This window comes from Streptomyces sp. NPDC056503, assembly GCF_042794995.1.
Classification (GTDB): domain Bacteria; phylum Actinomycetota; class Actinomycetes; order Streptomycetales; family Streptomycetaceae; genus Streptomyces.
This window is the reverse complement of the sequence record NZ_JBHTST010000008.1, coordinates 22,245-41,939: the sequence shown is the minus strand read 5'-3', so window position 1 is coordinate 41,939 and position 19,695 is coordinate 22,245. Positions and strand designations below refer to the sequence as shown.

Below are 19,695 nucleotides of genomic sequence, written 5' to 3'. Positions count from 1 at the left end.
GTCGTCAAGCGTGCGGTACGTGACCCACCCCACGGCCCACGCCCGGCGTGGACCCGGGACAATGGGCGCGTGATCACTTCGCCGCCACGAAGCGCCAACGCCAACGCCAACGGCAACGGAGCCGGGACCGGGGGTGGCCGCCGGACCCCCGAGGCGACCCCGTACCTCGACCTCACCCGGGCCGAGTGGAGCGCACTGCGCGACAAGACACCGCTCCCCCTCACCGCCGACGAGGTCGAGCGGCTCCAGGGTCTGGGAGACGTCATCGACCTCGACGAGGTGCGGGACGTGTACCTCCCGCTCTCCCGGCTGCTCAACCTGTACGTGCAGGCCACCAGCGGTCTCCGGGGGGCGCTGAACACCTTCCTCGGGGAGAGGGCGGAGCAGCGCGGGACGCCCTTCGTCATAGGGGTGGCCGGTTCGGTCGCGGTCGGGAAGTCGACCGTCGCCCGCCTCCTGGAGGCGCTCCTCGCCCGGTGGCCCGAGCACCCCCGGGTGCAGCGGATCACCACCGACGGCTTCCTCTACCCGATGGAGGAGCTGAAGGCGCGCGGGCTGATGTCGCGGAAGGGGTTCCCCGAGTCGTACGACCGGCGGGCGCTGACGCGGTTCGTCGCCGACGTGAAGGCGGGGAAGGACGAGGTCACCGCACCGGTCTACTCGCACCTCATCTACGACCGGGTGCCGGACGAGCAGCTCGTGGTGCGCCGGCCCGACATCCTGATCGTCGAGGGGCTGAACGTCCTCCAGCCGGCGCTGCCCGGCAAGGACGGGCGGACCCGGGTGGGTCTCGCCGACTACTTCGACTTCTCCGTGTACGTGGACGCGCGGGCGGAGGACATCGAGGGCTGGTACCTCAACCGCTTCCGGAAGCTGCGGGAGACCGCGTTCCAGGACCCGTCCTCGTACTTCCGCCGCTGGACGCAGGTCTCCGAGGAGGAGGCCCTGGACTACGCCCGCACGATGTGGCGGACCGTCAACAAGGTGAACCTGCTGGAGAACGTGGCGCCGACGCGCGGCCGGGCGACGCTCGTGGTCCGCAAGGGTCCCGACCACAAGGTGCAGCGCCTCAGCCTCCGCAAGCTCTGACCTCCGTAAGCTCGGGGGCATGCTGCACCTGCGGATGATCGTTCCCTCGGACCGTACCGAGGCCGTGGTCGGGCTGATCGGGTCGACGGTCGGCACCACCCACGTGGTGGTGCTGCCGGGGGCGGCCCGGGATCCGGCCGGGGACGTCGTGATGTGCGACGTCGCCCGCGAGGCGGGCGACGAACTCCTGCACGGACTGCGCGGGCTGAGGCTCGATCAGGACGGGTCGATCGCCGTCGAGAACATCGACCTGTCGATGTCGGAGCGGGCCGACGCGGCCGAGGAGGCCGCCCCCGGCGAGGGCGCGGACGCGGTGCTCTGGGAGCAGCTGGCGACCGCGACCCACGAGGAGTCGACGCTCTCCTTCACCTATCTGGCCTTCATGCTCCTGGCGACGATGATCGCCGCCTGCGGCGTGGTCCTGGACAACGCGATCCTGATCGTCGGCGCGATGGCGGTGGGCCCCGAGTTCGGGCCGCTCGCCGGGGTGTGCACGGCGATCGTGAAGCGGGCCCCGCGGCTCGCGGTCCGCTCGCTGCTGGCGCTGCTCATCGGCTTCCTCGCCGCGATCCTGGCGACGACCGTCTTCAGCCTCGTCATGGACCGGCTCGGGCTGTTCACCGTGGAGCAGCTGGACGCGGAACGCCCGCAGACCGCCTTCATCTGGCAGCCGGACCCGTTCTCCTTCGTGGTGGCGCTGCTCGCGGGCGCGGCCGGCACCCTCTCGCTGACCTCGTCGAAGGCGGGCGCCCTGGTGGGCGTGGCGATCTCGGTGACGACCGTGCCGGCGGCGGCGAACGCGGCGGTGGCGCTCAGCTACGGGGAGGTCGGCCAGACCTGGGGCTCGGTCCAGCAGCTGCTGCTCAACCTGCTGGGCATCATGCTGGCGGGGACCCTGACGCTGCTGGTGCAGAAGTGGCTGTGGGACACCCAGCGCGGCAAGGTGAAGCGCCGCCTGCGGAGGGGCTGACTCCCCGGGTACGGGAAGGGCCCCGCCGCACCGGAGTGCGCGGGGCCCTTCGCGTACCACCCGAAAGGCCTAGCCCAGCGCGGACTTCACCACGTCGGCGAGGCGCTGCGCGACCGAGCGGGCCTGCTCGATGTCGGCGGCCTCGACCATCACGCGGACCAGCGGCTCGGTGCCGGAGGAGCGGAGCAGCACGCGGCCGGTGGTGCCCAGCTCGCGCTCGGCGTCGGTGACGGCGGCGGCGAGCTCGCCGGAGGTGGTGACGCGGGACTTGTCGACGTCCTTGACGTTGATGAGGATCTGCGGCAGCCGCTCCATGACGGAGGCCAGCTCGGCGAGGGACTTGCCGGTGGCGGCGACCCGGGCGGCCAGCATGAGGCCGGTGAGGGTGCCGTCGCCGGTGGTCGCGTGGTCGAGGACGATCACGTGGCCGGACTGCTCGCCGCCGAGGGCGAAGCCGTGCTCCTTCATGGACTCCAGGACGTAACGGTCGCCGACCGCGGTCTGGACGAGGGTGAGGCCCTCGCGCTCCATGGCGAGCTTGAAGCCCAGGTTGGACATGACGGTGGCGACGACGGTGTCGCCGCGCAGGGTGCCGGCCTCGCGCATGGCGAGGGAGAGCACGGCGAGGATCTGGTCGCCGTCCACCTCCGCGCCGGTGTGGTCGACGGCGAGGCAGCGGTCGGCGTCGCCGTCGTGGGCGATGCCGAGGTCGGCGCCGTGCTCGATGACGGCGGCCTTCAGCAGCTCCAGGTGGGTGGAGCCGCAGCCGTCGTTGATGTTGAGGCCGTCCGGGGCGGCGCCGATGGTGACGACCTGGGCGCCGGCGCGGGTGAAGGCCTCGGGGGAGACCTGGGCGGCGGCGCCGTGGGCCTCGTCGAGGACGACCTTCAGTCCGTCGAGACGGTTGGGCAGCACGCCGAGGAGGTGGGAGACGTAGGTCTCGAAGCCCTCGTGGTAGTCGCGGACGCGGCCGACGCCGGCACCGGTCGGGCGGTCCCAGGGGGCGCCGGTGCGGTGCTCCTCGTAGACGGCCTCGATCTTGTCCTCGAGGTCGTCGGCGAGCTTGTGGCCGCCGCGGGCGAAGAACTTGATGCCGTTGTCGGGCATGGCGTTGTGACTGGCGGAGAGCATCACGCCGAGGTCGGCGCCGAGGACGCCGGTGAGGTGGGCGACGGCCGGGGTCGGGAGGACGCCGACACGCAGGACGTCGACACCGGCGCTGGCGAGGCCGGCGACGACCGCCGCCTCCAGGAACTCTCCGGACGCCCGCGGGTCCCGTCCGACCACGGCCGTCGGCCGATGGCCTTCGAAGGTCCCGGCTTCGGCGAGCACGTGTGCCGCCGCGACCGACAGACCGAGCGCGAGCTCCGCCGTCAGATCCGCGTTGGCAACGCCGCGTACGCCGTCGGTGCCGAAGAGTCGTCCCACAGCTGTCCTCCGAAAATGCGTGCCCAAGACTGAAAAGTGAAGAAGGTTAAGAAAAAACGTACGCCCCGACGGCACGCGCAGTGCGCCGGGGCGTACGTACAAGCAGTGCGGCAGGCGATTAACGCTTGCTGTACTGCGGAGCCTTACGGGCCTTCTTGAGACCGGCCTTCTTCCGCTCGACCGCGCGGTCGTCACGGGAGAGGAAGCCGGCCTTCTTCAGCGCCGGGCGGTTGTTCTCGACGTCGGCCTCGTTGAGGGCACGGGCCACGCCGAGGCGCAGGGCGCCGGCCTGGCCGGAGACACCGCCACCCGCGATGCGGGCGATGACGTCGTAGCGGTTGTCGAGCTCGAGCACCTTGAAGGGCTCGTTGACTTCCTGCTGGTGGACCTTGTTCGGGAAGTAGTCCTCGAGCGTACGCCCGTTGATCTTCCACTTGCCGGTGCCCGGGACGATCCGGACGCGGGCGATGGCGTTCTTGCGACGGCCCAGGCCGGCGGCCGGCTGCGGGTCGCCGAAGCGGGACGCGAGGGACTCGGAGGTGTAGTCACCCTCGACGATCTCGGTCTCGGTGGTGTACTCCTCGACGCCCTCGAACTCGTCGACGGGGGTCTCGGGGGTGGTCTCGGCCACGATGCTCCTCAGATTTCTTTCGTTCTTAGGGGGTGTGGCCGGAACTACTGCGCGACCTGGGTGATCTCGAACGGGACCGGCTGCTGGGCAGCGTGCGGGTGGTTCTCGCCCGCGTAGACCTTCAGCTTCGAGAGCATCTGACGGCCCAGGGTGTTCTTGGGGATCATGCCCTTGATGGCCTTCTCGACGGCCTTCTCGGGGTTCTTGGAGAGCAGCTCGTCGTAACGGACGGAGCGCAGACCACCCGGGAAGCCGGAGTGACGGTAGGCCATCTTCTGGGACTTCTTGTTGCCGGACAGGTGGACCTTGTCGGCGTTGATGATGATGACGAAGTCGCCCATGTCCATGTGGGGGGCGTAGATCGGCTTGTGCTTGCCTCGCAGGAGGTTCGCAGCCGTGGTCGCCAGACGGCCCAGGACGATGTCCTGCGCGTCGATGATGTGCCACTGGCGAGTGACATCGCCGGGCTTGGGGCTGTACGTACGCACTTCGTAGCCTTCGCTTCTTCAGTGGATGGAGTCCAGACACACCTGAAGCGATCATGCAGCTGGGGCCTGCACTGCCGGGACACCGCCCGTATGCGAGCCACTGGTAACTGCTCCAGGGAACCTGCGCAAGGCCCTTCGCGTGAGAACGACGAAGCCAATACGCATAACAAAGCAGAAGCGTACCCGGGCTCCCCCGGGCGGGTCAAAACGCGCCGGGCCGCCCCCACGGGCCCTCACCCCGCGTCGTACGCCTCCCGCGCCGCCGCCACCTCCTCCATGTGCCCGTCCGCCCACTCCTTCACCGCCGCCACCACCGGCAACAACGACACCCCCAGCGGCGTCAGCGCGTAGTCGACCCGGACGGGGACGGAAGGAGTCACCACGCGGCTGACCAGGCCGTCGCGCTCCAGGGCCCGCAGGGTCTGGGTGAGCATCTTCTGGCTGACGCCGGCGACCTTGCGGCTCAGTTCGCCGTAGCGGCGGGGGCCGTCGGCGAGGGCGTTCAGGACGAGGGTGACCCACTTGTCGGAGATCCGGTCGAGGAGCTGCCGGGCGGGGCACTCGGCGAGGTACGCGTCATAGGCGCGGCGCGCCTCCTCGCGGCGCTCGGCGGCGGTACGGGTGGGCACGGGGCACGCTCCCTCCGGTGCGGTACGCACTTCCGGGTACCTGCTTCCCGACGGAGAGTAACTCTCCCTAGGTTCGTGAGAACAGTCACGTACGACCCTCACGAAAGGGCCCGGCCCATGCGCGCGCTCGTCTTCGACTCCTTCGGCGGCCCCGAGGTCCTGCGGATCGCCGAGGTCCCGGTGCCGGCCACCGGCCCCGGACAGGTCCGGATCCGGGTGGAGGCCGCCACCGTCCACCCGGTGGACCTCGCCACCCGCTCCGGCGCCCTCGCCGAGGCCGGACTGATGAGCGGCGGAACCCGCACCGGGCTCGGCTGGGACGTCGCCGGGGTGGTCGAGGAGACCGGCCCCGGCGTCACCGCGGTCCGCCCCGGCGACCGGGTCATCGGCATGAACGACCGGCTCGACGTGCCCCTCGGCACCCAGGCCGAGCACGTCGTCCTGGACGCCCACGCGGTCGCCCCGGCGCCGGCCGGGCTCGACCCGGTGGCCGCCGCGACCCTCCCGCTCGCCGGGCTCACCGCCCTCCAGGCCCTGGACGCACTGGCCCTGCCCGGCGGGGAGACGCTGCTGGTCACGGGCGCGGCGGGCGCGGTCGGCGGGTACGCGGTGCGGCTCGCCGCCGCGCGCGGCCTGCGGGTGGTGGCGACGGCCCGCGCCGCCGACGAGGCGTTCGTACGGGAACGGGGCGCCGCCCACTTCGTCCCCGCGGGCCCGGACCGGCTCGGCGCGGCGGTCCGCGCCCTGGTCCCCGGAGGCGTGGCCGGGGCGCTGGACGCCGCCGTCCTGGGCGCGGCGGCCCTGGACGCGGTCCGCACCGGCGGCGCCTTCGCCGCCCTGGTCGCGGGCGGAGCCCCGTACCCGCTCCGCGGCATCCGGGTCGCCCAGGTCTGGGTCCGCGCGGACCCGGCCGGCCTGACCCGCCTGACGACCCTCGCCGAGGCGGGGGCCCTCACCCCTCGCGTCGCGGACGCCCTCCCCCTGTCGGACGCGGCGAAGGCCCACCACCGGCTGGCCGAAGGCGGCCTCCGCGGCCACCTGGTCCTCCTGCCGTAGGCCGCCCTGGCGCGCCCGAGGGGGCCTGTCCGGCTTCGGACGGCCGCGCCGGACTCCGTCCGCCGGCCGGTCGCCCCGCCGGGATCAGCGCGCCCGCTCCACCCGCCGCTCGTCCCACACCGGCTCCGTCGTCTCGCGGACGACGCCGTCCGAGCCGAAGACCAGGTAGCGGTCGAAGCTCTTGGCGAACCAGCGGTCGTGGGTGACGGCGAGGACCGTGCCCTCGTAGGACTCCAGGCCGTCCTGGAGGGCCTCGGCCGACTCCAGGTCCAGGTTGTCCGTGGGCTCGTCGAGGAGGAGCGCCGTGGTGCCGGCCAGCTCCAGGAGGAGGATCTGGAAGCGGGCCTGCTGGCCGCCGGAGAGCTTGTCGAAGGGCTGGTCGCCCTGTCGTTCCAGCTCGTACCGGCGCAGCATCGACATCGCCGCGCCCCGGTCCTTGGCGTGCTCGGTCCACAGGATGTCGACGAGCGGGCGGCCGGTGAGCTCGGGGTGGGCGTGGGTCTGCGCGAAGTGTCCGGGGACGACCCGCGCGCCCAGCTTCCACAGGCCCGTGTGGGCCACCGACCCGTCCCCGGCCAGCAGGCGCAGGAAGTGCGACTTGCCGGAGCCGTTCGAGCCCAGGACGGCGACCCGCTCCCCGTAGAAGATCTCCAGGGAGAAAGGCTTCATCAGACCGGTGAGCTCAAGGTTCTCGCAGGTCACGGCACGGACGCCGGTACGGCCGCCGCGCAGCCGCATCCGGATGTCCTGCTCGCGCGGCGGCTCCGGCGGCGGGCCGGCCTCCTCGAACTTCCGCAGCCGGGTCTGCGCCGCCGCGTACCGGGACGCCATCTCGTGGCTGACCGCGGCCGCCTGCCGGAGGTTGACGACCAGCTTCTTCAGCTGCGCGTGCTTCTCCTCCCAGCGCCGCTTCAGCTCCTCGAAGCGGGCGAACCGCTCCCGCCGCGCGTCGTGGAAGGTGTCGAAGCCGCCGCCGTGCACCCACACGTCGGACCCGGCGGCCCCGGGCTCCACCGCGATGATCTTCTGCGCGGCCCGGGAGAGCAGCTCCCGGTCGTGGGAGATGAAGAGCACGGTCTTGCGGGTCTCCCGCAGCCGCTCCTCCAGCCACCGCTTGCCCGGCACGTCCAGGTAGTTGTCCGGCTCGTCGAGGAGGAGGACCTCGTCGGAGCCGCGCAGCAGCGACTCCAGGACCAGCCGCTTCTGCTCACCGCCGGAGAGCGTCCGCACCTGGCGGAACTGCGCCTTGTCGTACGGCACGCCCAGCGCGGCCATCGTGCAGATGTCCCACAGCGTCTCCGCCTCGTACCCCTGCACCTCGGCCCAGTCGGCGAGCGCCTGCGCGTACTTCATCTGCGCGGCCTCGTCGTCGACGGTCATGATCAGGTGCTCGGCCTCGTCGACCGCCTTCGCGGCCTCCCGGATCCGCGGGTGCGCCACGGAGACGAGCAGGTCGCGGACGGTGGACTCGTCCCGTACGGAGCCGATGAACTGCGGCATCACGCCGAGCCCGCCGCTGACGGTGACGGAGCCGCCGTGTGGCTGGAGGTCTCCGGCGATCATCCGCAGGAGCGTGGTCTTGCCGGCGCCGTTGGCCCCGACCAGCGCGACGACCGCGCCCTCCCCCACCCTGAAGGAGGCGTCCCCCAACAGGACCCTCCCGTCGGGAAGGTAGTACTCCAGATGCGCGGCCTCGACGTGTCCCATGGGATGCATTGTCGCCGCCCGCGTCGGCCCGGCCCAACCGGTTTAGGATGCGGCGCATGAGCTTTGGGGGACCGCAGTGGCCACAGGAGCCGCAGCAGCAGGGTCAGCAGGGGCAGTCGGGGTACGGATATCCGCCGCAGCAGGGTCAGCAGGGGCAGCAGGGGTACGGATATCCGCCGCAGCAGGGCCCGCACGGACAGCAGCAGCAGGGGCCGTACGGACAGCAGCAGCCGGCCTACGAACAGCAGCAGTGGCAGCAGCGGCCGGACCCCTTCGCGGGCGGGCAGGGCTCCCGGGCGGGCGACGGCACCCCTGACTGGGGCGCCCTCGCGGACGCCTCCGCGGCCGGCGGCCGCCGCAAGCGCAGGCTGCTGGTCGCGGGCGGGATCGTCGCCACGATCGCCGTGGGCGCGGTCGTCGCGACCGCCGTCGTCGCCACGAACAAGAAGAACGACGAGGCCAAGAACGGCGGCCCGACCCCCACGGGATCCGTCACCGCGACGGCCTCCCCCACCCCCGCGCCGACCTTCTCCTCGGTGGCCCCGCCGCCCCCGCCGGACCCGAAGGACTACATCACCGATCCGAAGAAGGACAAGGCGCCGCTGACCGCCGAGGGCCTCTTCCCCGGCAGGAAGCTCACCATGTTCGGCCGCCCGTACCAGAAGGGCGCGACCTCGGCGACGACCAAGTGCGCCTCGGTCACCACGGGCGGGCTCGGCTCGGTCCTGCAGAAGAACGGCTGCGAGCGCGTGCTGCGCGCCACCTACGTCAAGGACGGGGTGGCGATCACCGTCGGCGTGGCCGTCTTCCCCTCCGAGAAGGCGGCCCTGGCCGCGAAGAAGCAGGCCACCGGCGGCATCGCGCCGCTCGCCGGCAAGGGCGTCGGCACGTTCTGCCACGCCACCGTCTGCCTCCGCCGCTCCAACTCGGTCGGCCGCTACGCCTACTTCACGCAGGCCGGCTTCGCCGACGGCACCAAGGTCACCACCAAGGACAAGCCGGTCTTCCAGGCCAGCGACGACCTCGGCACCTTCGTCTTCAACCAGATCTACGCCCGCGGCAGGAGCCAGGCCAAGGCCGCCGCCGCGGCCTCGGCCCCGCCGCAGTAGCCGGGCCCGGGCTCAGCAGCAGCCGGCGACGCCCGGCAGGGTCCGCTTGTTGCGGGCCTCCCGGCTGCGCGCGGCCAGCCGGTCGTCGGCCGGGTAGCCGACCTCTTCGAGGGTGAGGCCGTGCGGACGCACGACGTGGACGGCGGAGTCCCTGACGCCGGCGGCCAGCACCTTCCCCGGCCACTCCACCGGCCGGTGTCCGTCGCCGACGAAGAGCAGGGCGCCGACCAGCGAGCGGACCATGTTGTGGCAGAAGGCGTCGGCCTTGACCGTGGCCTCCATGATCCCGTCGGGCCGCCGCGCCCACCGCAGCTCCTGGAGCGTGCGGATGGTGGTCGCGCCCTCGCGCTTCTTGCAGTACGCGGCGAAGTCGTGCTCACCGACGAGCGCGGCCGCGGCCTCGTTCATGGCGTCCATGTCGAGCGTCCAGTCGTGCCACAGCACATGGCCGCGCAGCAGCGGGTCCACGCCGCCGGGGTGGTCGGTGACCCGGTAGGCGTACCGCCGCCAGATCGCCGAGAAGCGGGCGTTGAAGCCGTCGGGGGCCTCGGTGACGCTCCACACCCGCACATCGTGCGGAAGCCGCCCCGCGAGCCGTCGCAGCAGTTTCTCGCGGTGCTCCTGCCACAGCTCCTCCGGCAGGTCCACGTGGGCCACCTGCCCGCGCGCGTGCACCCCCGCGTCGGTCCGGCCGGCGACGGTCAGCTCGTACGTCTCCGGGGACCGCGTCACGGTCTTCAGCGCGGACTCGATCTCGCCCTGCACGGTCCGCTGCCCGCGGGCCTGCCGGGCCCAGCCGGAGAAGTCCCGGCCGTCGTACGAAAGGTCCAGCCGCACCCGGACGAACCCGGGCTGCACGTCATCACTCACCAGGAAATCCTCTCAGACACACGGGAACGGGCCCGCACCCCAGGGGGTACGGGCCCGTCCGCGAGAAACGTCGCGGGAACGCTTACGCGTCCTTCGCCTCGTCCTCGGTCGCCTCGACCGCGGCGGCCTCGTCGGCCTCCTTGACGGCGCGCTTGGTGGCGGCCTCGGCCTCGTCGACGGTCGCCTTCTTGGCGATCTCGCCCTCGACCAGCTCGATCACGGCCATCGGGGCGTTGTCGCCACGACGGTTGCCGATCTTGGTGATACGGGTGTAACCACCCGGACGCTCCGAGTAGCGCGGGGCGATCTCGGTGAAGAGGGTGTGGACGATGCCCTTGTCGGTGATCGTCTGCAGCACCAGGCGACGGTTGTGGATGTCGCCCTTCTTCGCCTTGGTGATCAGGCGCTCGGCGACCGGACGCAGGCGGCGGGCCTTGGCCTCGGTCGTGGTGATGCGACCGTGCTCGAACAGCGACTTCGCCAGGTTGGCGAGCAGCAGCTTCTCGTGAGCGGCGGAACCGCCGAGGCGGGCACCCTTCGCGGGACGCGGCATGGTGTTTCTCCTTGTGATCTGCACCGGCCGTATGAGGTACCGGTGTCAGTGTCCGAGCGGGCGGTCACCCGTCGGAGACCGGGGCGTACGCCCCGGGAAGGGGCGCGGGGAGCCGTGCGGTCAAAGCACGGCGCACCCGCGCCGAAGTACGGGCCCGAAGGCCCGAGCCCTTAGTACTGCTCGGTCTCGACGAAGCCCGCGTCCGCGTCGTCGTCGGCGCCGAAGGCGTCGGCGGCGGCGGTCGGGTCGAATCCGGGCGGCGAGTCCTTCAGCGCGAGGCCCATACCGGCCAGCTTCGCCTTGACCTCGTCGATCGACTTCGCACCGAAGTTGCGGATGTCGAGCAGGTCGGCCTCGGAGCGCGCCACGAGCTCACCCACGGAGTGGATGCCCTCGCGCTTGAGGCAGTTGTACGAACGGACCGTGAGCTCGAGCTCCTCGATCGGCAGCGCGAGGTCGGCGGCCAGGGCGGCGTCCGTCGGGGACGGGCCCATGTCGATGCCCTCGGCGTCGATGTTCAGCTCGCGGGCGAGACCGAACAGCTCCACCAGGGTCTTGCCGGCGGACGCCATGGCGTCGCGCGGGCGCATGGCCTGCTTGGTCTCGACGTCGACGATGAGCTTGTCGAAGTCGGTGCGCTGCTCGACTCGGGTCGCCTCGACCTTGTAGGTGACCTTGAGAACCGGCGAGTAGATGGAGTCGACCGGGATACGGCCGATCTCCTGGCCCACCTGCTTGTTCTGGACGGCGGAGACGTAGCCGCGACCGCGCTCGACGGTCAGCTCCATCTCCAGCTTGCCCTTGGCGTTCAGGGTCGCCAGGACGAGGTCGGGGTTGTGCACCTCGACACCGGCCGGGGGCGCGATGTCGGCGGCGGTGACCAGACCCGGGCCCTGCTTGCGCAGGTACATCACGACCGGCTCGTCGTGCTCCGAGGAGACGACCAGCTGCTTGATGTTGAGGATGAGGTCGGTGACGTCCTCCTTGACGCCCGGCACGGTGGTGAACTCGTGCAGGACGCCGTCGATGCGGATGCTGGTGACAGCGGCACCGGGGATCGACGACAGGAGGGTGCGGCGGAGCGAGTTGCCGAGGGTGTAGCCGAAGCCCGGCTCCAGCGGCTCGATCACGAACCGGGAGCGGAACTCGTCGACGACCTCTTCGGTCAGCGACGGACGCTGAGCGATAAGCATGTGTGTTCCTTCAGTCGTGGACGCCCACTATTTGACGCCCGACGGGCCACCGGGCGGAGCCCGATGGGGTTACAGCTCGTACTGCAAGGGTACGGGCGGTGCGCCCCGAAAAGGGGGCACACCGCCCGAAAGCCCAGGTCAAGCAGCCCGTGCGTCAGACGCGGCGGCGCTTGGGGGGACGGCAGCCGTTGTGCGGCGTGGGGGTGACGTCCTGGATCGAGCCGACCTCGAGGCCGGTGGCCTGGAGGGAGCGGATCGCGGTCTCACGGCCGGAGCCGGGACCCTTGACGAAGACGTCGACCTTGCGCATGCCGTGCTCCTGCGCGCGGCGGGCGGCCGACTCGGCGGCCATCTGCGCGGCGAAGGGGGTGGACTTGCGCGAGCCCTTGAAGCCGACGTGGCCGGCGGAGGCCCAGGAGATCACGTTGCCGGACGGGTCCGTGATCGAGACGATCGTGTTGTTGAACGTGCTCTTGATGTGCGCGTGGCCGTGAGCGACGTTCTTCTTTTCCTTGCGGCGCACCTTCTTGGCAGCGCCCTGACGACCCTTGGGGGGCATCTCTTACTCCTACGGGAGGTGGTCGGTCCTACAGCGAAGACCGCTTGGTCAAGCGTCCGCTGAGGACTACTTCTTGCCCGGCTTCTTCTTGCCGGCGATGGCGCGACGCGGGCCCTTGCGGGTACGAGCGTTCGTGCTGGTGCGCTGGCCGCGGACGGGCAGGCCACGACGGTGGCGAAGGCCCTGGTAGCAGCCGATCTCGACCTTGCGGCGGATGTCGGCGGCGATCTCGCGGCGGAGGTCACCCTCGGTCTGGAGGTTGGCGTCCACGTACTCGCGGATCTTGACGAGGTCTTCCTCGGCAAGCTCGCGGACACGGGTGGACGGGTTCACGCCGGTCGCGGCGAGGATCTCCTCGGACCGGGTACGCCCGATGCCGAAGACGTAGGTGAGTGCGACCACCACACGCTTTTCGCGCGGGATGTCAACACCGGAAACGCGTGCCATTCAATGGCTCCTGTGTTCTCGGGGGTCTGCTGCAGAACCGTTCCCGGCTGCCGTATGAGGTACAGGTCGGGTCCCCGGCCCCCGCCGGAGGTGCCGTCAACCGCTGCGCGGTCGGACGGGCTCTGCGTATGTACGTGTTGCTATGCGTCGCGCGAAGAACTGCGAAGTTGCAGGTCGGTCGGCGTGCGTCAGCCCTGGCGCTGCTTGTGGCGCAGGTTGTCGCAGATGACCATGACCCGGCCGTGACGGCGGATCACCTTGCACTTGTCGCAGATCTTCTTGACGCTCGGCTTGACCTTCATGGGATGTGAGGTTCTCCGGGTCAGTGCCATCACCCGCGCGCGGAGGCGGGGGTGCGGGCAAGATCTACTTGTACCGGTAGACGATCCGGCCACGCGTCAGGTCGTACGGAGACAGCTCCACGACGACCCGGTCGTCCGGAAGGATACGGATGTAGTGCATCCGCATCTTGCCGGAGATGTGCGCGAGGACCTTGTGACCGTTCTGGAGCTCCACCTTGAACATGGCGTTCGGCAGGGACTCGATCACGGTGCCCTCGATCTCGATGGCACCTTGCTTCTTGGCCACTCTTCGCCCTTCGAATCGGCTACCTTGATCGACTCTCACTCCCCGGTGCGGACACACGGGTACACGAGAGCCGACGCATCAGTCTACGTCAGGCCCCACGAAAAGACGAATCCGGGGAATCTGCCCAACGGAGAAGATCCTTAAGCCAACGGATCCGGCGCCGCGGTGACGCCCAGGACCGGGTCCGGTGGGGTGGACTTACGCCAGCGGGTCCGGCGCCGCGGTGACGCCCAGCTCCGCCAGCTTCGCCTTGCCGCCGTCGACGGCGGTCAGGACGAGGGGGCCCTCCTCCGTCAGCGCCACGCTGTGCTCCCAGTGGGAGGACCAGGTGCCGTCGGCGGAGACGACGGTCCAGTCGTCCGACAGGACCTCGGTGTGCGGCGTACCGAGGGAGACCATGGGCTCGATGGCCAGGCAGAAGCCGGGGACCAGCTTCGGGCCCTTGCCGCGCTTGCGGGAGACGTAGTTCAGGAGGTGCGGGTCCATGTGCATCTCGGTGCCGATGCCGTGGCCGCCGTAGTCCTCGACGATGCCGTACTTGCCGAGGCTGTGGTCGCCGACGGCCGGCCGCGGCTGACGCTTGATGTACGACTCGATCGCCTTCGAGATGTCGACCAGGCGGGCGCCCACCCGCATCGCCGCGATGCCGGCCCACATCGACTCCTCGGTCACCCGGGAGAGCTCGACGAGCTCCGGGGCGTGACCGGTGCCGACGAAGGCGGTGTACGCCGCGTCGCCGTGCCAGCCGTCGACGATCGCGCCGGCGTCGATCGAGATGATGTCGCCGTCCTTGAGGACGGTCTTCTCGTCGGGGATGCCGTGGACGACGACCTCGTTGACCGAGGTGCAGATGGTCGCGGGGAAACCGCCGTACCCGAGGAAGTTCGACTTCGCGCCGTGGTCGGCGATCACCTTGCGGGCGACCTCGTCCAGGTCCTTCGTCGTGGCGCCCGGCACGGCCGCTTCGCGGGTCGCCGCGTGGATGGCGGCGACGACCAGCCCCGCCTCACGCATCTTCGCGATCTGCTCGGGGGTCTTGATCTGCACCATCGTGAGCGGAGCCTTTCCATCGAGTACGGGTAACGGAACAACGATACGGCCGCGGCGCCCGCCAGGGGCACCGCGGCCGTACCGCGTGAGTGTGGGGTTACTTCTTCAGCGCGTCCATCGCACGCGCCGTGACCTCGTCCACCTTGCCGAGCGCCGAGATCGTCACGACCAGGTTCTGCGCCCGGTAGTAGTCGATGATCGGCTCGGTCTGCGTGTGGTAGACCTCCAGCCGGGTGCGGACGGTCTCCTCGGAGTCGTCCGCGCGCTGGTAGAGCTCGCCACCACAGGTGTCGCAGACGCCCGCGGTCTTCGGGGCGTTGTACTCGACGTGGAAGACGTGCGAGGAGTCGTTGCGGCAGATGCGGCGACCCGCGATCCGCTTCACGACCTCGTCCTCGGGGACCTCCAGGTCCAGGACCGCGTCCAGCTGCATGTCGTCGGCCTTCAGGACGACATCCAGGGCCTCGGCCTGGGCCACGTTGCGCGGGAACCCGTCGAGCAGGAAGCCGTTGGCGGCGTCGGCCTGCTCCATGCGGTCCTTGGCCATCCCGATGGTCACCTCGTCCGGGACGAGCTCGCCCCGGTCCATGTAACCCTTCGCCTCCAGGCCCAGCTCCGTGCCCTGCGAGATGTTGGCACGGAACAGGTCACCCGTGGAGATGTGCGGGATGTCCAGGTTCTTGGCAAGAAACGCGGCCTGCGTTCCCTTGCCGGCCCCGGGCGGTCCGACGAGGACGATTCGCATCAGCGGAGGAACCCTTCGTAATTGCGCTGCTGGAGCTGGCTCTCGATCTGCTTCACGGTCTCCAGCCCGACACCCACGATGATGAGGATGCTCGTCCCGCCGAAGGGGAAGTTGGCATTGGCACCGCCGAAGCCTGCCAACGCCATCGTCGGCACAAGAGCGATCAGACCCAAGTACAGCGAGCCCGGCCAAGTGATCCGGTTGAGCACGTAGCTCAGGTACTCGGCAGTAGGTCGACCAGCCCGGATACCCGGGATGAAGCCACCATACTTCTTCATGTTGTCGGCGACTTCCTCGGGGTTGAACGAGATCGCCACGTAGAAGAAGGCGAAGAACACGATCAGGAGGAAGTACGTCGCGATGTAGTAGGGGTGGTCACCCTTGACGAAGTGGGCTTCGATCCAGGTCTTCCAGCCCGCGGTGGAGTTGGAGAACTGGGCGATCAAGGCCGGGATGTAGAGCAGCGACGAGGCGAAGATGACAGGAATCACACCTGCCTGGTTCACCTTCAACGGGATGTAAGTGGACGTACCGCCGTACGACCTGCGGCCGATCATGCGCTTCGCGTACTGCACCGGAATGCGGCGCTGGGCCTGCTCGACGAAGACGACGAGGGCCACCATCACGAAGCCGATGAGGATGACGGTGCCGAACTCGATCCAGCCCTGGGCGAGCTTGCCGCTCTCCTTGATGGCCCACAGCGCGCCCGGGAAGCCGGCGGCGATCGAGATGAACATCAGGATCGACATGCCGTTGCCGATGCCGCGGTCGGTGATGAGCTCACCGAGCCACATGACGATGGCGGTGCCCGCGGTCATGGTGATGACCATGGTGGCGATGGTGAAGATCGAGGGGTCCGGGACGACCTGGTCGGCGACGTTGCAGCCGCTGAAGAGGGCGCCGCTCTTGGCGGTGGCCACGAGACCCGTGCCCTGGAGGATCGCCAGCGCGATCGTCAGGTAGCGGGTGTACTGCGTGATCTTCGCGGTACCGCTCTGGCCCTCCTTCTTGAGGGCTTCCAGTCGCGGGATCACGACGGTGAGCAGCTGCAGGATGATGCTCGCCGTGATGTACGGCATGATGCCGAGCGCGAAGATGGTGATCTGCAGCAGTGCGCCGCCACTGAACATGTTCACCAGGCCGAACAGGCTGTTGTTGCCTTCGCTCGCCTGGTCCACGCACATCTGGACGGCCTCGTAGCTGACGCCGGGGACGGGGACGTGGGCCCCGAGGCGGTACAGCACGACGATCGCCAGCGTGAAGAGCAGCTTCTTGCGCAGGTCGGGCGTCTTGAACGCCCGGGCGAAGCCGGTGAGCACGGTGCCTCCTGCGACCCCCGCGCTATGCGTCAGGGTGACGGTCTTGAGATTCGATAAGGACTGATTGGATCGGTCCCGGCTCCGGCGGTCTATACCGCATGAGCATGGACGGTGCACGCCACCTTACCGGCGACCATGCCCCCCTAGGAACGACCAACCGGGGATGCCCCTTTTGGGAGGCATCCCCGGTCGGATGTTCAGGCCATCGAGTCGTCTCAGACGAGCTCGGTGACGGTGCCGCCGGCGGCGGCGATCTTCTCCTTGGCGGAGCCGGAGACGGCGTCGACCGTCACCTGCAGCGCCACGGAGACCTCGCCGGTGCCGAGCACCTTGACGAGCTGGTTCTTGCGAACCGCACCCTTGGCGACCAGATCGGCCACCGTGACCTCGCCACCCTGCGGGTAGAGCGCGGCCAGCTTGTCCAGGTTCACGACCTGGTACTCGGTGCGGAACGGGTTCTTGAAGCCCTTGAGCTTCGGGAGACGCATGTGGAGGGGCATCTGGCCACCCTCGAAGCGCTCCGGAACCTGGTAACGGGCCTTCGTGCCCTTGGTACCACGACCGGCCGTCTTACCCTTCGACGCCTCACCACGACCCACACGGGTCTTGGCGGTCTTGGCGCCCGGGGCGGGACGGAGGTTGTGGATCTTGAGCGGGTTGTTCTCCGCCATGATCAGTCGACCTCCTCAACCGTCACGAGGTGGCGGACGGTGTGCACCATTCCGCGGAACTCGGGGCGGTCCTCCTTGACGACCACGTCGTTCAGGCGCTTGAGCCCGAGCGAACGCAGCGTGTCGCGGTGGTTCTGCTTGCTACCGATGTACGACTTCGTCTGCGTGATCTTGAGGCGAGCCATTACGCACCCGCTCCCGCACGCGCACGGAGCAGAGCCGCGGGGGCGACGTCCTCGAGCGGCAGACCACGGCGAGCCGCGATCTCCTCGGGACGCTGCAGGCCCTTCAGGGCCTCCACGGTCGCGTGCACGATGTTGATCGCGTTGTCGGAGCCGAGCGACTTCGACAGGATGTCGTGAACGCCGGCGCACTCGAGAACGGCGCGCACCGGGCCACCGGCGATCACACCGGTACCGGGGGAAGCCGGCTTGAGCAGGACGACGCCCGCAGCCTTCTCGCCCTGGATCGGGTGGGGGATGGTGCCCTGGATACGGGGGACCTTGAAGAAGTGCTTCTTGGCCTCCTCAACACCCTTGGCGATGGCGGCCGGCACCTCCTTGGCCTTGCCGTAACCGACACCCACGGTGCCGTCACCGTCACCCACCACGACGAGCGCGGTGAAGCTGAAGCGACGACCACCCTTGACAACCTTGGCGACGCGGTTGATCGCGACTACGCGCTCAACGTACGCGGTCTTCTCGGCGGCGGCAGCGCCACCGTCGCGGCCCTTCCGGTCCCGCCGCTCGCCGCCACCGGCACCGCTACCGCGGCGCTGGGGTCCAGCCATTGGAATACCTCTCTCTGTTACGTCCGTTAGTCCCGGAACCGGGGCTTAGAACTTCAGCCCGGCTTCGCGGGCGGCGTCAGCCAGAGCGGCAATGCGCCCGGCGTACCTGTTGCCACCACGGTCGAACACGACGGCCTCGACACCGGCGGCCTTGGCGCGCTCGGCGACCAGGGCGCCGACCTGCTGGGCCTGCGAGGACTTGGAGCCCTCGCCGCCGCGGACGGAGGCGTCCAGGTGGGACGCCGACGCCACGGTGTGGCCCTTCAGGTCATCGATGACCTGCGCGGTGATGCCGCGGTTGGAGCGCGTCACGACGAGGCGCGGACGCTCCGCCGTACCCGACACGACCTTGCGGATGCGCAGGTGACGACGCGCCTTCGCAGCGCGCTTGTAAGCGTCGCCCTTGGCGATCTTGACACCGTATGCCATGGCTTACTTACCAGCCTTTCCGACCTTGCGGCGGATGACCTCGCCCGCGTACTTGACGCCCTTGGCCTTGTACGGGTCGGGCTTCCGCAGCTTGCGGATGTTCGCGGCGACCTCGCCGACCTTCTGCTTGTCGATGCCCTCGACCGAGAACTTGGTCGGCGACTCGACCTTGAACGAGATGCCCTCGGGCGCCTCGATAAGGATCGGGTGGCTGTAGCCGAGCTGGAACTCCAGGTCGGAGCCCTTCGCGGCCACGCGGTAACCGACACCGCTGATCTCGAGCGCCTTGACGTACCCCTGGGTCACACCGGTGATCATGTTGGCCACCAGCGTGCGGGACAGGCCGTGGAGGGCCTTGTTCTGACGCTCGTCGTTCGGACGGGTGACGTTGAGCACGCCCTCCTCGCCCTTAACGATCTCGATCGGCGCGGCGACGGTGTGGGTCAGGGTGCCCTTGGAACCCTTCACCGTGACCGTGCGGCCCTCGATGGTGACGTCCACGCCGGCGGGAACCGTGATGGGGAGCTTGCCGATTCGCGACATTGCTATTCCTCCGTTCCCGACTACCAGACGTAGGCGAGGACTTCCCCACCCACGCCCTTCTTCTGCGCCTGCTGGCCGGTCAGGAGACCGTGGGACGTGGAGATGATCGCCACGCCCAGGCCGCCGAGGACCTTCGGCAGGTTGGTGGACTTCGCGTAAACCCGGAGGCCCGGCTTCGAGATCCGCTTGATGCCCGCGATGGAGCGCTCACGGTTCGGACCGAACTTCAGGTCGACGACGAGGTTCTTGCCGACCTCGGCGTCCTCGACCTTCCAGCCGGTGATGAAGCCCTCCTGCTGGAGGATTTCCGCGATGTGCGACTTGATCTTGCTGTGCGGCATCGTCACGGTGTCGTGGTACGCCGAGTTCGCGTTACGCAGACGCGTGAGCATGTCTGCGATCGGATCAGTCATGGTCATGAATTGGCCTTCGGCCTCTCTCGCCGGGGTTTCCTGGTGCACCATCCCTCTCCCCGATCCGAGACGGGGCGGGTGCGGTGCGGTGGACCTACGGCGTAGTAAGTCGTAAGGGCGGCGGACGCCCAACCCCACTAGCCTAAGCCATGCGGGGACGGGAGTCCGCCAACCCAATGCTTACCGAGAGACTCCGGTCATTCACCAACGCCCAATGGGCGAAGGGGAATTACCAGGAGCTCTTGGTCACGCCCGGCAGCTCGCCACGGTGAGCCATCTCACGAAGGCACACGCGGCAGAGGCCGAACTTGCGGTACACGGAGTGGGGGCGGCCGCAGCGCTGGCAGCGCGTGTACGCGCGCACACCGAACTTGGGCTTGCGGGCAGCCTTCGCGATGAGAGCCTTCTTCGCCATCTC

General features: G+C 69.5%; 26 protein-coding genes. 4 read left to right on the top strand and 22 right to left on the bottom strand.

The window, feature by feature from the left end:
- Positions 1 to 69 precede the first annotated feature (69 nt).
- Together coaA and ACFQ8C_RS04205 are read left to right on the top strand one after the other, a co-directional pair.
- Complete coding sequence (coaA, locus tag ACFQ8C_RS04210) at positions 70 to 1,089, top strand: type I pantothenate kinase (RefSeq protein ID WP_383452065.1); 1,020 nt, start codon at positions 70 to 72, stop codon at positions 1,087 to 1,089.
- Positions 1,090 to 1,108: 19 nt separating this feature from the next.
- Positions 1,109 to 2,059, top strand: a complete 951-nt coding sequence (locus ACFQ8C_RS04205) for a DUF389 domain-containing protein (RefSeq protein WP_383452063.1) — start codon at positions 1,109 to 1,111, stop codon at positions 2,057 to 2,059.
- Between the two features lie 69 nt (positions 2,060 to 2,128).
- On the opposite strand, the gene glmM is transcribed toward ACFQ8C_RS04205, so the two are convergent.
- The 4 genes from glmM to ACFQ8C_RS04185 all read right to left on the bottom strand — a co-directional run bounded on the left by glmM (position 2,129) and on the right by ACFQ8C_RS04185 (position 5,235).
- Positions 2,129 to 3,487: a phosphoglucosamine mutase gene (gene glmM, locus ACFQ8C_RS04200; protein WP_383452061.1), complete on the bottom strand. Its 1,359-nt coding sequence runs from the start codon at positions 3,485 to 3,487 to the stop codon at positions 2,129 to 2,131.
- Between the two features lie 118 nt (positions 3,488 to 3,605).
- Positions 3,606 to 4,118 carry a 30S ribosomal protein S9 gene (gene rpsI / locus ACFQ8C_RS04195; RefSeq protein WP_030750225.1) on the bottom strand — a complete coding sequence of 171 codons (513 nt, stop codon included), beginning with the start codon at positions 4,116 to 4,118 and terminating at the stop codon, positions 3,606 to 3,608.
- 44 nt (positions 4,119 to 4,162) lie between these two features.
- Positions 4,163 to 4,606 (bottom strand): 50S ribosomal protein L13, encoded by a 444-nt coding sequence (gene rplM / locus ACFQ8C_RS04190; RefSeq protein ID WP_383452059.1) that lies wholly within the window; start codon positions 4,604 to 4,606, stop codon positions 4,163 to 4,165.
- A gap of 233 nt (positions 4,607 to 4,839) precedes the next feature.
- Positions 4,840 to 5,235: a winged helix-turn-helix transcriptional regulator gene (locus ACFQ8C_RS04185; RefSeq protein ID WP_383452058.1), complete on the bottom strand. Its 396-nt coding sequence runs from the start codon at positions 5,233 to 5,235 to the stop codon at positions 4,840 to 4,842.
- Between the two features lie 117 nt (positions 5,236 to 5,352).
- On the opposite strand from ACFQ8C_RS04185, the gene ACFQ8C_RS04180 reads away from it, so the two are divergent.
- Complete coding sequence (locus ACFQ8C_RS04180) at positions 5,353 to 6,291, top strand: NADP-dependent oxidoreductase (RefSeq protein WP_383452056.1); 939 nt, start codon at positions 5,353 to 5,355, stop codon at positions 6,289 to 6,291.
- A gap of 84 nt (positions 6,292 to 6,375) precedes the next feature.
- On the opposite strand, the gene ACFQ8C_RS04175 is transcribed toward ACFQ8C_RS04180, so the two are convergent.
- Positions 6,376 to 7,998, bottom strand: coding sequence for an ABC-F family ATP-binding cassette domain-containing protein (locus ACFQ8C_RS04175; RefSeq protein WP_383452054.1), 1,623 nt, complete (start codon positions 7,996 to 7,998; stop codon positions 6,376 to 6,378).
- Positions 7,999 to 8,054: 56 nt separating this feature from the next.
- On the opposite strand from ACFQ8C_RS04175, the gene ACFQ8C_RS04170 reads away from it, so the two are divergent.
- Positions 8,055 to 9,107, top strand: coding sequence for a hypothetical protein (locus ACFQ8C_RS04170; RefSeq protein ID WP_383452052.1), 1,053 nt, complete (start codon positions 8,055 to 8,057; stop codon positions 9,105 to 9,107).
- Positions 9,108 to 9,119: 12 nt separating this feature from the next.
- On the opposite strand, the gene truA is transcribed toward ACFQ8C_RS04170, so the two are convergent.
- From truA to ACFQ8C_RS04085, 17 genes are all read right to left on the bottom strand, one after another.
- Positions 9,120 to 9,977, bottom strand: a complete 858-nt coding sequence (gene truA / locus ACFQ8C_RS04165; RefSeq protein WP_383452050.1) for a tRNA pseudouridine(38-40) synthase TruA — start codon at positions 9,975 to 9,977, stop codon at positions 9,120 to 9,122.
- Positions 9,978 to 10,059: 82 nt separating this feature from the next.
- Positions 10,060 to 10,530 carry a 50S ribosomal protein L17 gene (gene rplQ, locus ACFQ8C_RS04160; RefSeq protein WP_383452048.1) on the bottom strand — a complete coding sequence of 157 codons (471 nt, stop codon included), beginning with the start codon at positions 10,528 to 10,530 and terminating at the stop codon, positions 10,060 to 10,062.
- A gap of 170 nt (positions 10,531 to 10,700) precedes the next feature.
- On the bottom strand, positions 10,701 to 11,723 hold the full coding sequence (locus tag ACFQ8C_RS04155; RefSeq protein ID WP_004946635.1) for a DNA-directed RNA polymerase subunit alpha: 1,023 nt from the start codon (positions 11,721 to 11,723) through the stop codon (positions 10,701 to 10,703).
- A gap of 154 nt (positions 11,724 to 11,877) precedes the next feature.
- Positions 11,878 to 12,282: a 30S ribosomal protein S11 gene (gene rpsK / locus ACFQ8C_RS04150; RefSeq protein WP_003956432.1), complete on the bottom strand. Its 405-nt coding sequence runs from the start codon at positions 12,280 to 12,282 to the stop codon at positions 11,878 to 11,880.
- A gap of 66 nt (positions 12,283 to 12,348) precedes the next feature.
- Positions 12,349 to 12,729 (bottom strand): 30S ribosomal protein S13, encoded by a 381-nt coding sequence (rpsM, locus tag ACFQ8C_RS04145; RefSeq protein WP_030214048.1) that lies wholly within the window; start codon positions 12,727 to 12,729, stop codon positions 12,349 to 12,351.
- Between the two features lie 188 nt (positions 12,730 to 12,917).
- Complete coding sequence (gene rpmJ, locus ACFQ8C_RS04140; protein ID WP_003956441.1) at positions 12,918 to 13,031, bottom strand: 50S ribosomal protein L36; 114 nt, start codon at positions 13,029 to 13,031, stop codon at positions 12,918 to 12,920.
- Between the two features lie 64 nt (positions 13,032 to 13,095).
- A complete protein-coding gene (infA, locus tag ACFQ8C_RS04135; RefSeq protein ID WP_003956442.1) occupies positions 13,096 to 13,317 on the bottom strand; it encodes a translation initiation factor IF-1 in 222 nt (73 codons plus the stop codon).
- Between the two features lie 198 nt (positions 13,318 to 13,515).
- A complete protein-coding gene (gene map, locus ACFQ8C_RS04130; protein ID WP_383452045.1) occupies positions 13,516 to 14,367 on the bottom strand; it encodes a type I methionyl aminopeptidase in 852 nt (283 codons plus the stop codon).
- A 97-nt stretch (positions 14,368 to 14,464) separates the two neighbouring features.
- Positions 14,465 to 15,112 (bottom strand): adenylate kinase, encoded by a 648-nt coding sequence (locus ACFQ8C_RS04125; RefSeq protein ID WP_169088492.1) that lies wholly within the window; start codon positions 15,110 to 15,112, stop codon positions 14,465 to 14,467.
- Positions 15,112 to 16,431, bottom strand: a complete 1,320-nt coding sequence (secY, locus tag ACFQ8C_RS04120; protein WP_383452043.1) for a preprotein translocase subunit SecY — start codon at positions 16,429 to 16,431, stop codon at positions 15,112 to 15,114. The genes ACFQ8C_RS04125 and secY overlap by 1 nt, the downstream gene beginning before the upstream one ends.
- A 215-nt stretch (positions 16,432 to 16,646) precedes the next feature.
- Positions 16,647 to 17,102 carry a 50S ribosomal protein L15 gene (gene rplO, locus ACFQ8C_RS04115; RefSeq protein WP_030494264.1) on the bottom strand — a complete coding sequence of 152 codons (456 nt, stop codon included), beginning with the start codon at positions 17,100 to 17,102 and terminating at the stop codon, positions 16,647 to 16,649.
- A gap of 2 nt (positions 17,103 to 17,104) precedes the next feature.
- The gene (gene rpmD, locus ACFQ8C_RS04110; RefSeq protein WP_005313525.1) at positions 17,105 to 17,287 is read right to left on the bottom strand and encodes a 50S ribosomal protein L30; all 183 of its coding nucleotides are present in this window, start codon (positions 17,285 to 17,287) and stop codon (positions 17,105 to 17,107) included.
- The gene (gene rpsE / locus ACFQ8C_RS04105; protein ID WP_030201551.1) at positions 17,287 to 17,892 is read right to left on the bottom strand and encodes a 30S ribosomal protein S5; all 606 of its coding nucleotides are present in this window, start codon (positions 17,890 to 17,892) and stop codon (positions 17,287 to 17,289) included. The genes rpmD and rpsE overlap by 1 nt, the downstream gene beginning before the upstream one ends.
- A gap of 45 nt (positions 17,893 to 17,937) precedes the next feature.
- Positions 17,938 to 18,321: a 50S ribosomal protein L18 gene (gene rplR, locus ACFQ8C_RS04100; protein WP_383452040.1), complete on the bottom strand. Its 384-nt coding sequence runs from the start codon at positions 18,319 to 18,321 to the stop codon at positions 17,938 to 17,940.
- A 3-nt stretch (positions 18,322 to 18,324) separates the two neighbouring features.
- On the bottom strand, positions 18,325 to 18,864 hold the full coding sequence (gene rplF, locus ACFQ8C_RS04095; RefSeq protein ID WP_383452038.1) for a 50S ribosomal protein L6: 540 nt from the start codon (positions 18,862 to 18,864) through the stop codon (positions 18,325 to 18,327).
- A gap of 20 nt (positions 18,865 to 18,884) precedes the next feature.
- Positions 18,885 to 19,283: a 30S ribosomal protein S8 gene (gene rpsH, locus ACFQ8C_RS04090; protein ID WP_030759363.1), complete on the bottom strand. Its 399-nt coding sequence runs from the start codon at positions 19,281 to 19,283 to the stop codon at positions 18,885 to 18,887.
- 223 nt (positions 19,284 to 19,506) lie between these two features.
- Positions 19,507 to 19,692 carry a type Z 30S ribosomal protein S14 gene (locus tag ACFQ8C_RS04085; RefSeq protein ID WP_003956452.1) on the bottom strand — a complete coding sequence of 62 codons (186 nt, stop codon included), beginning with the start codon at positions 19,690 to 19,692 and terminating at the stop codon, positions 19,507 to 19,509.
- Between the last annotated feature and the right edge of the window lie 3 nt (positions 19,693 to 19,695).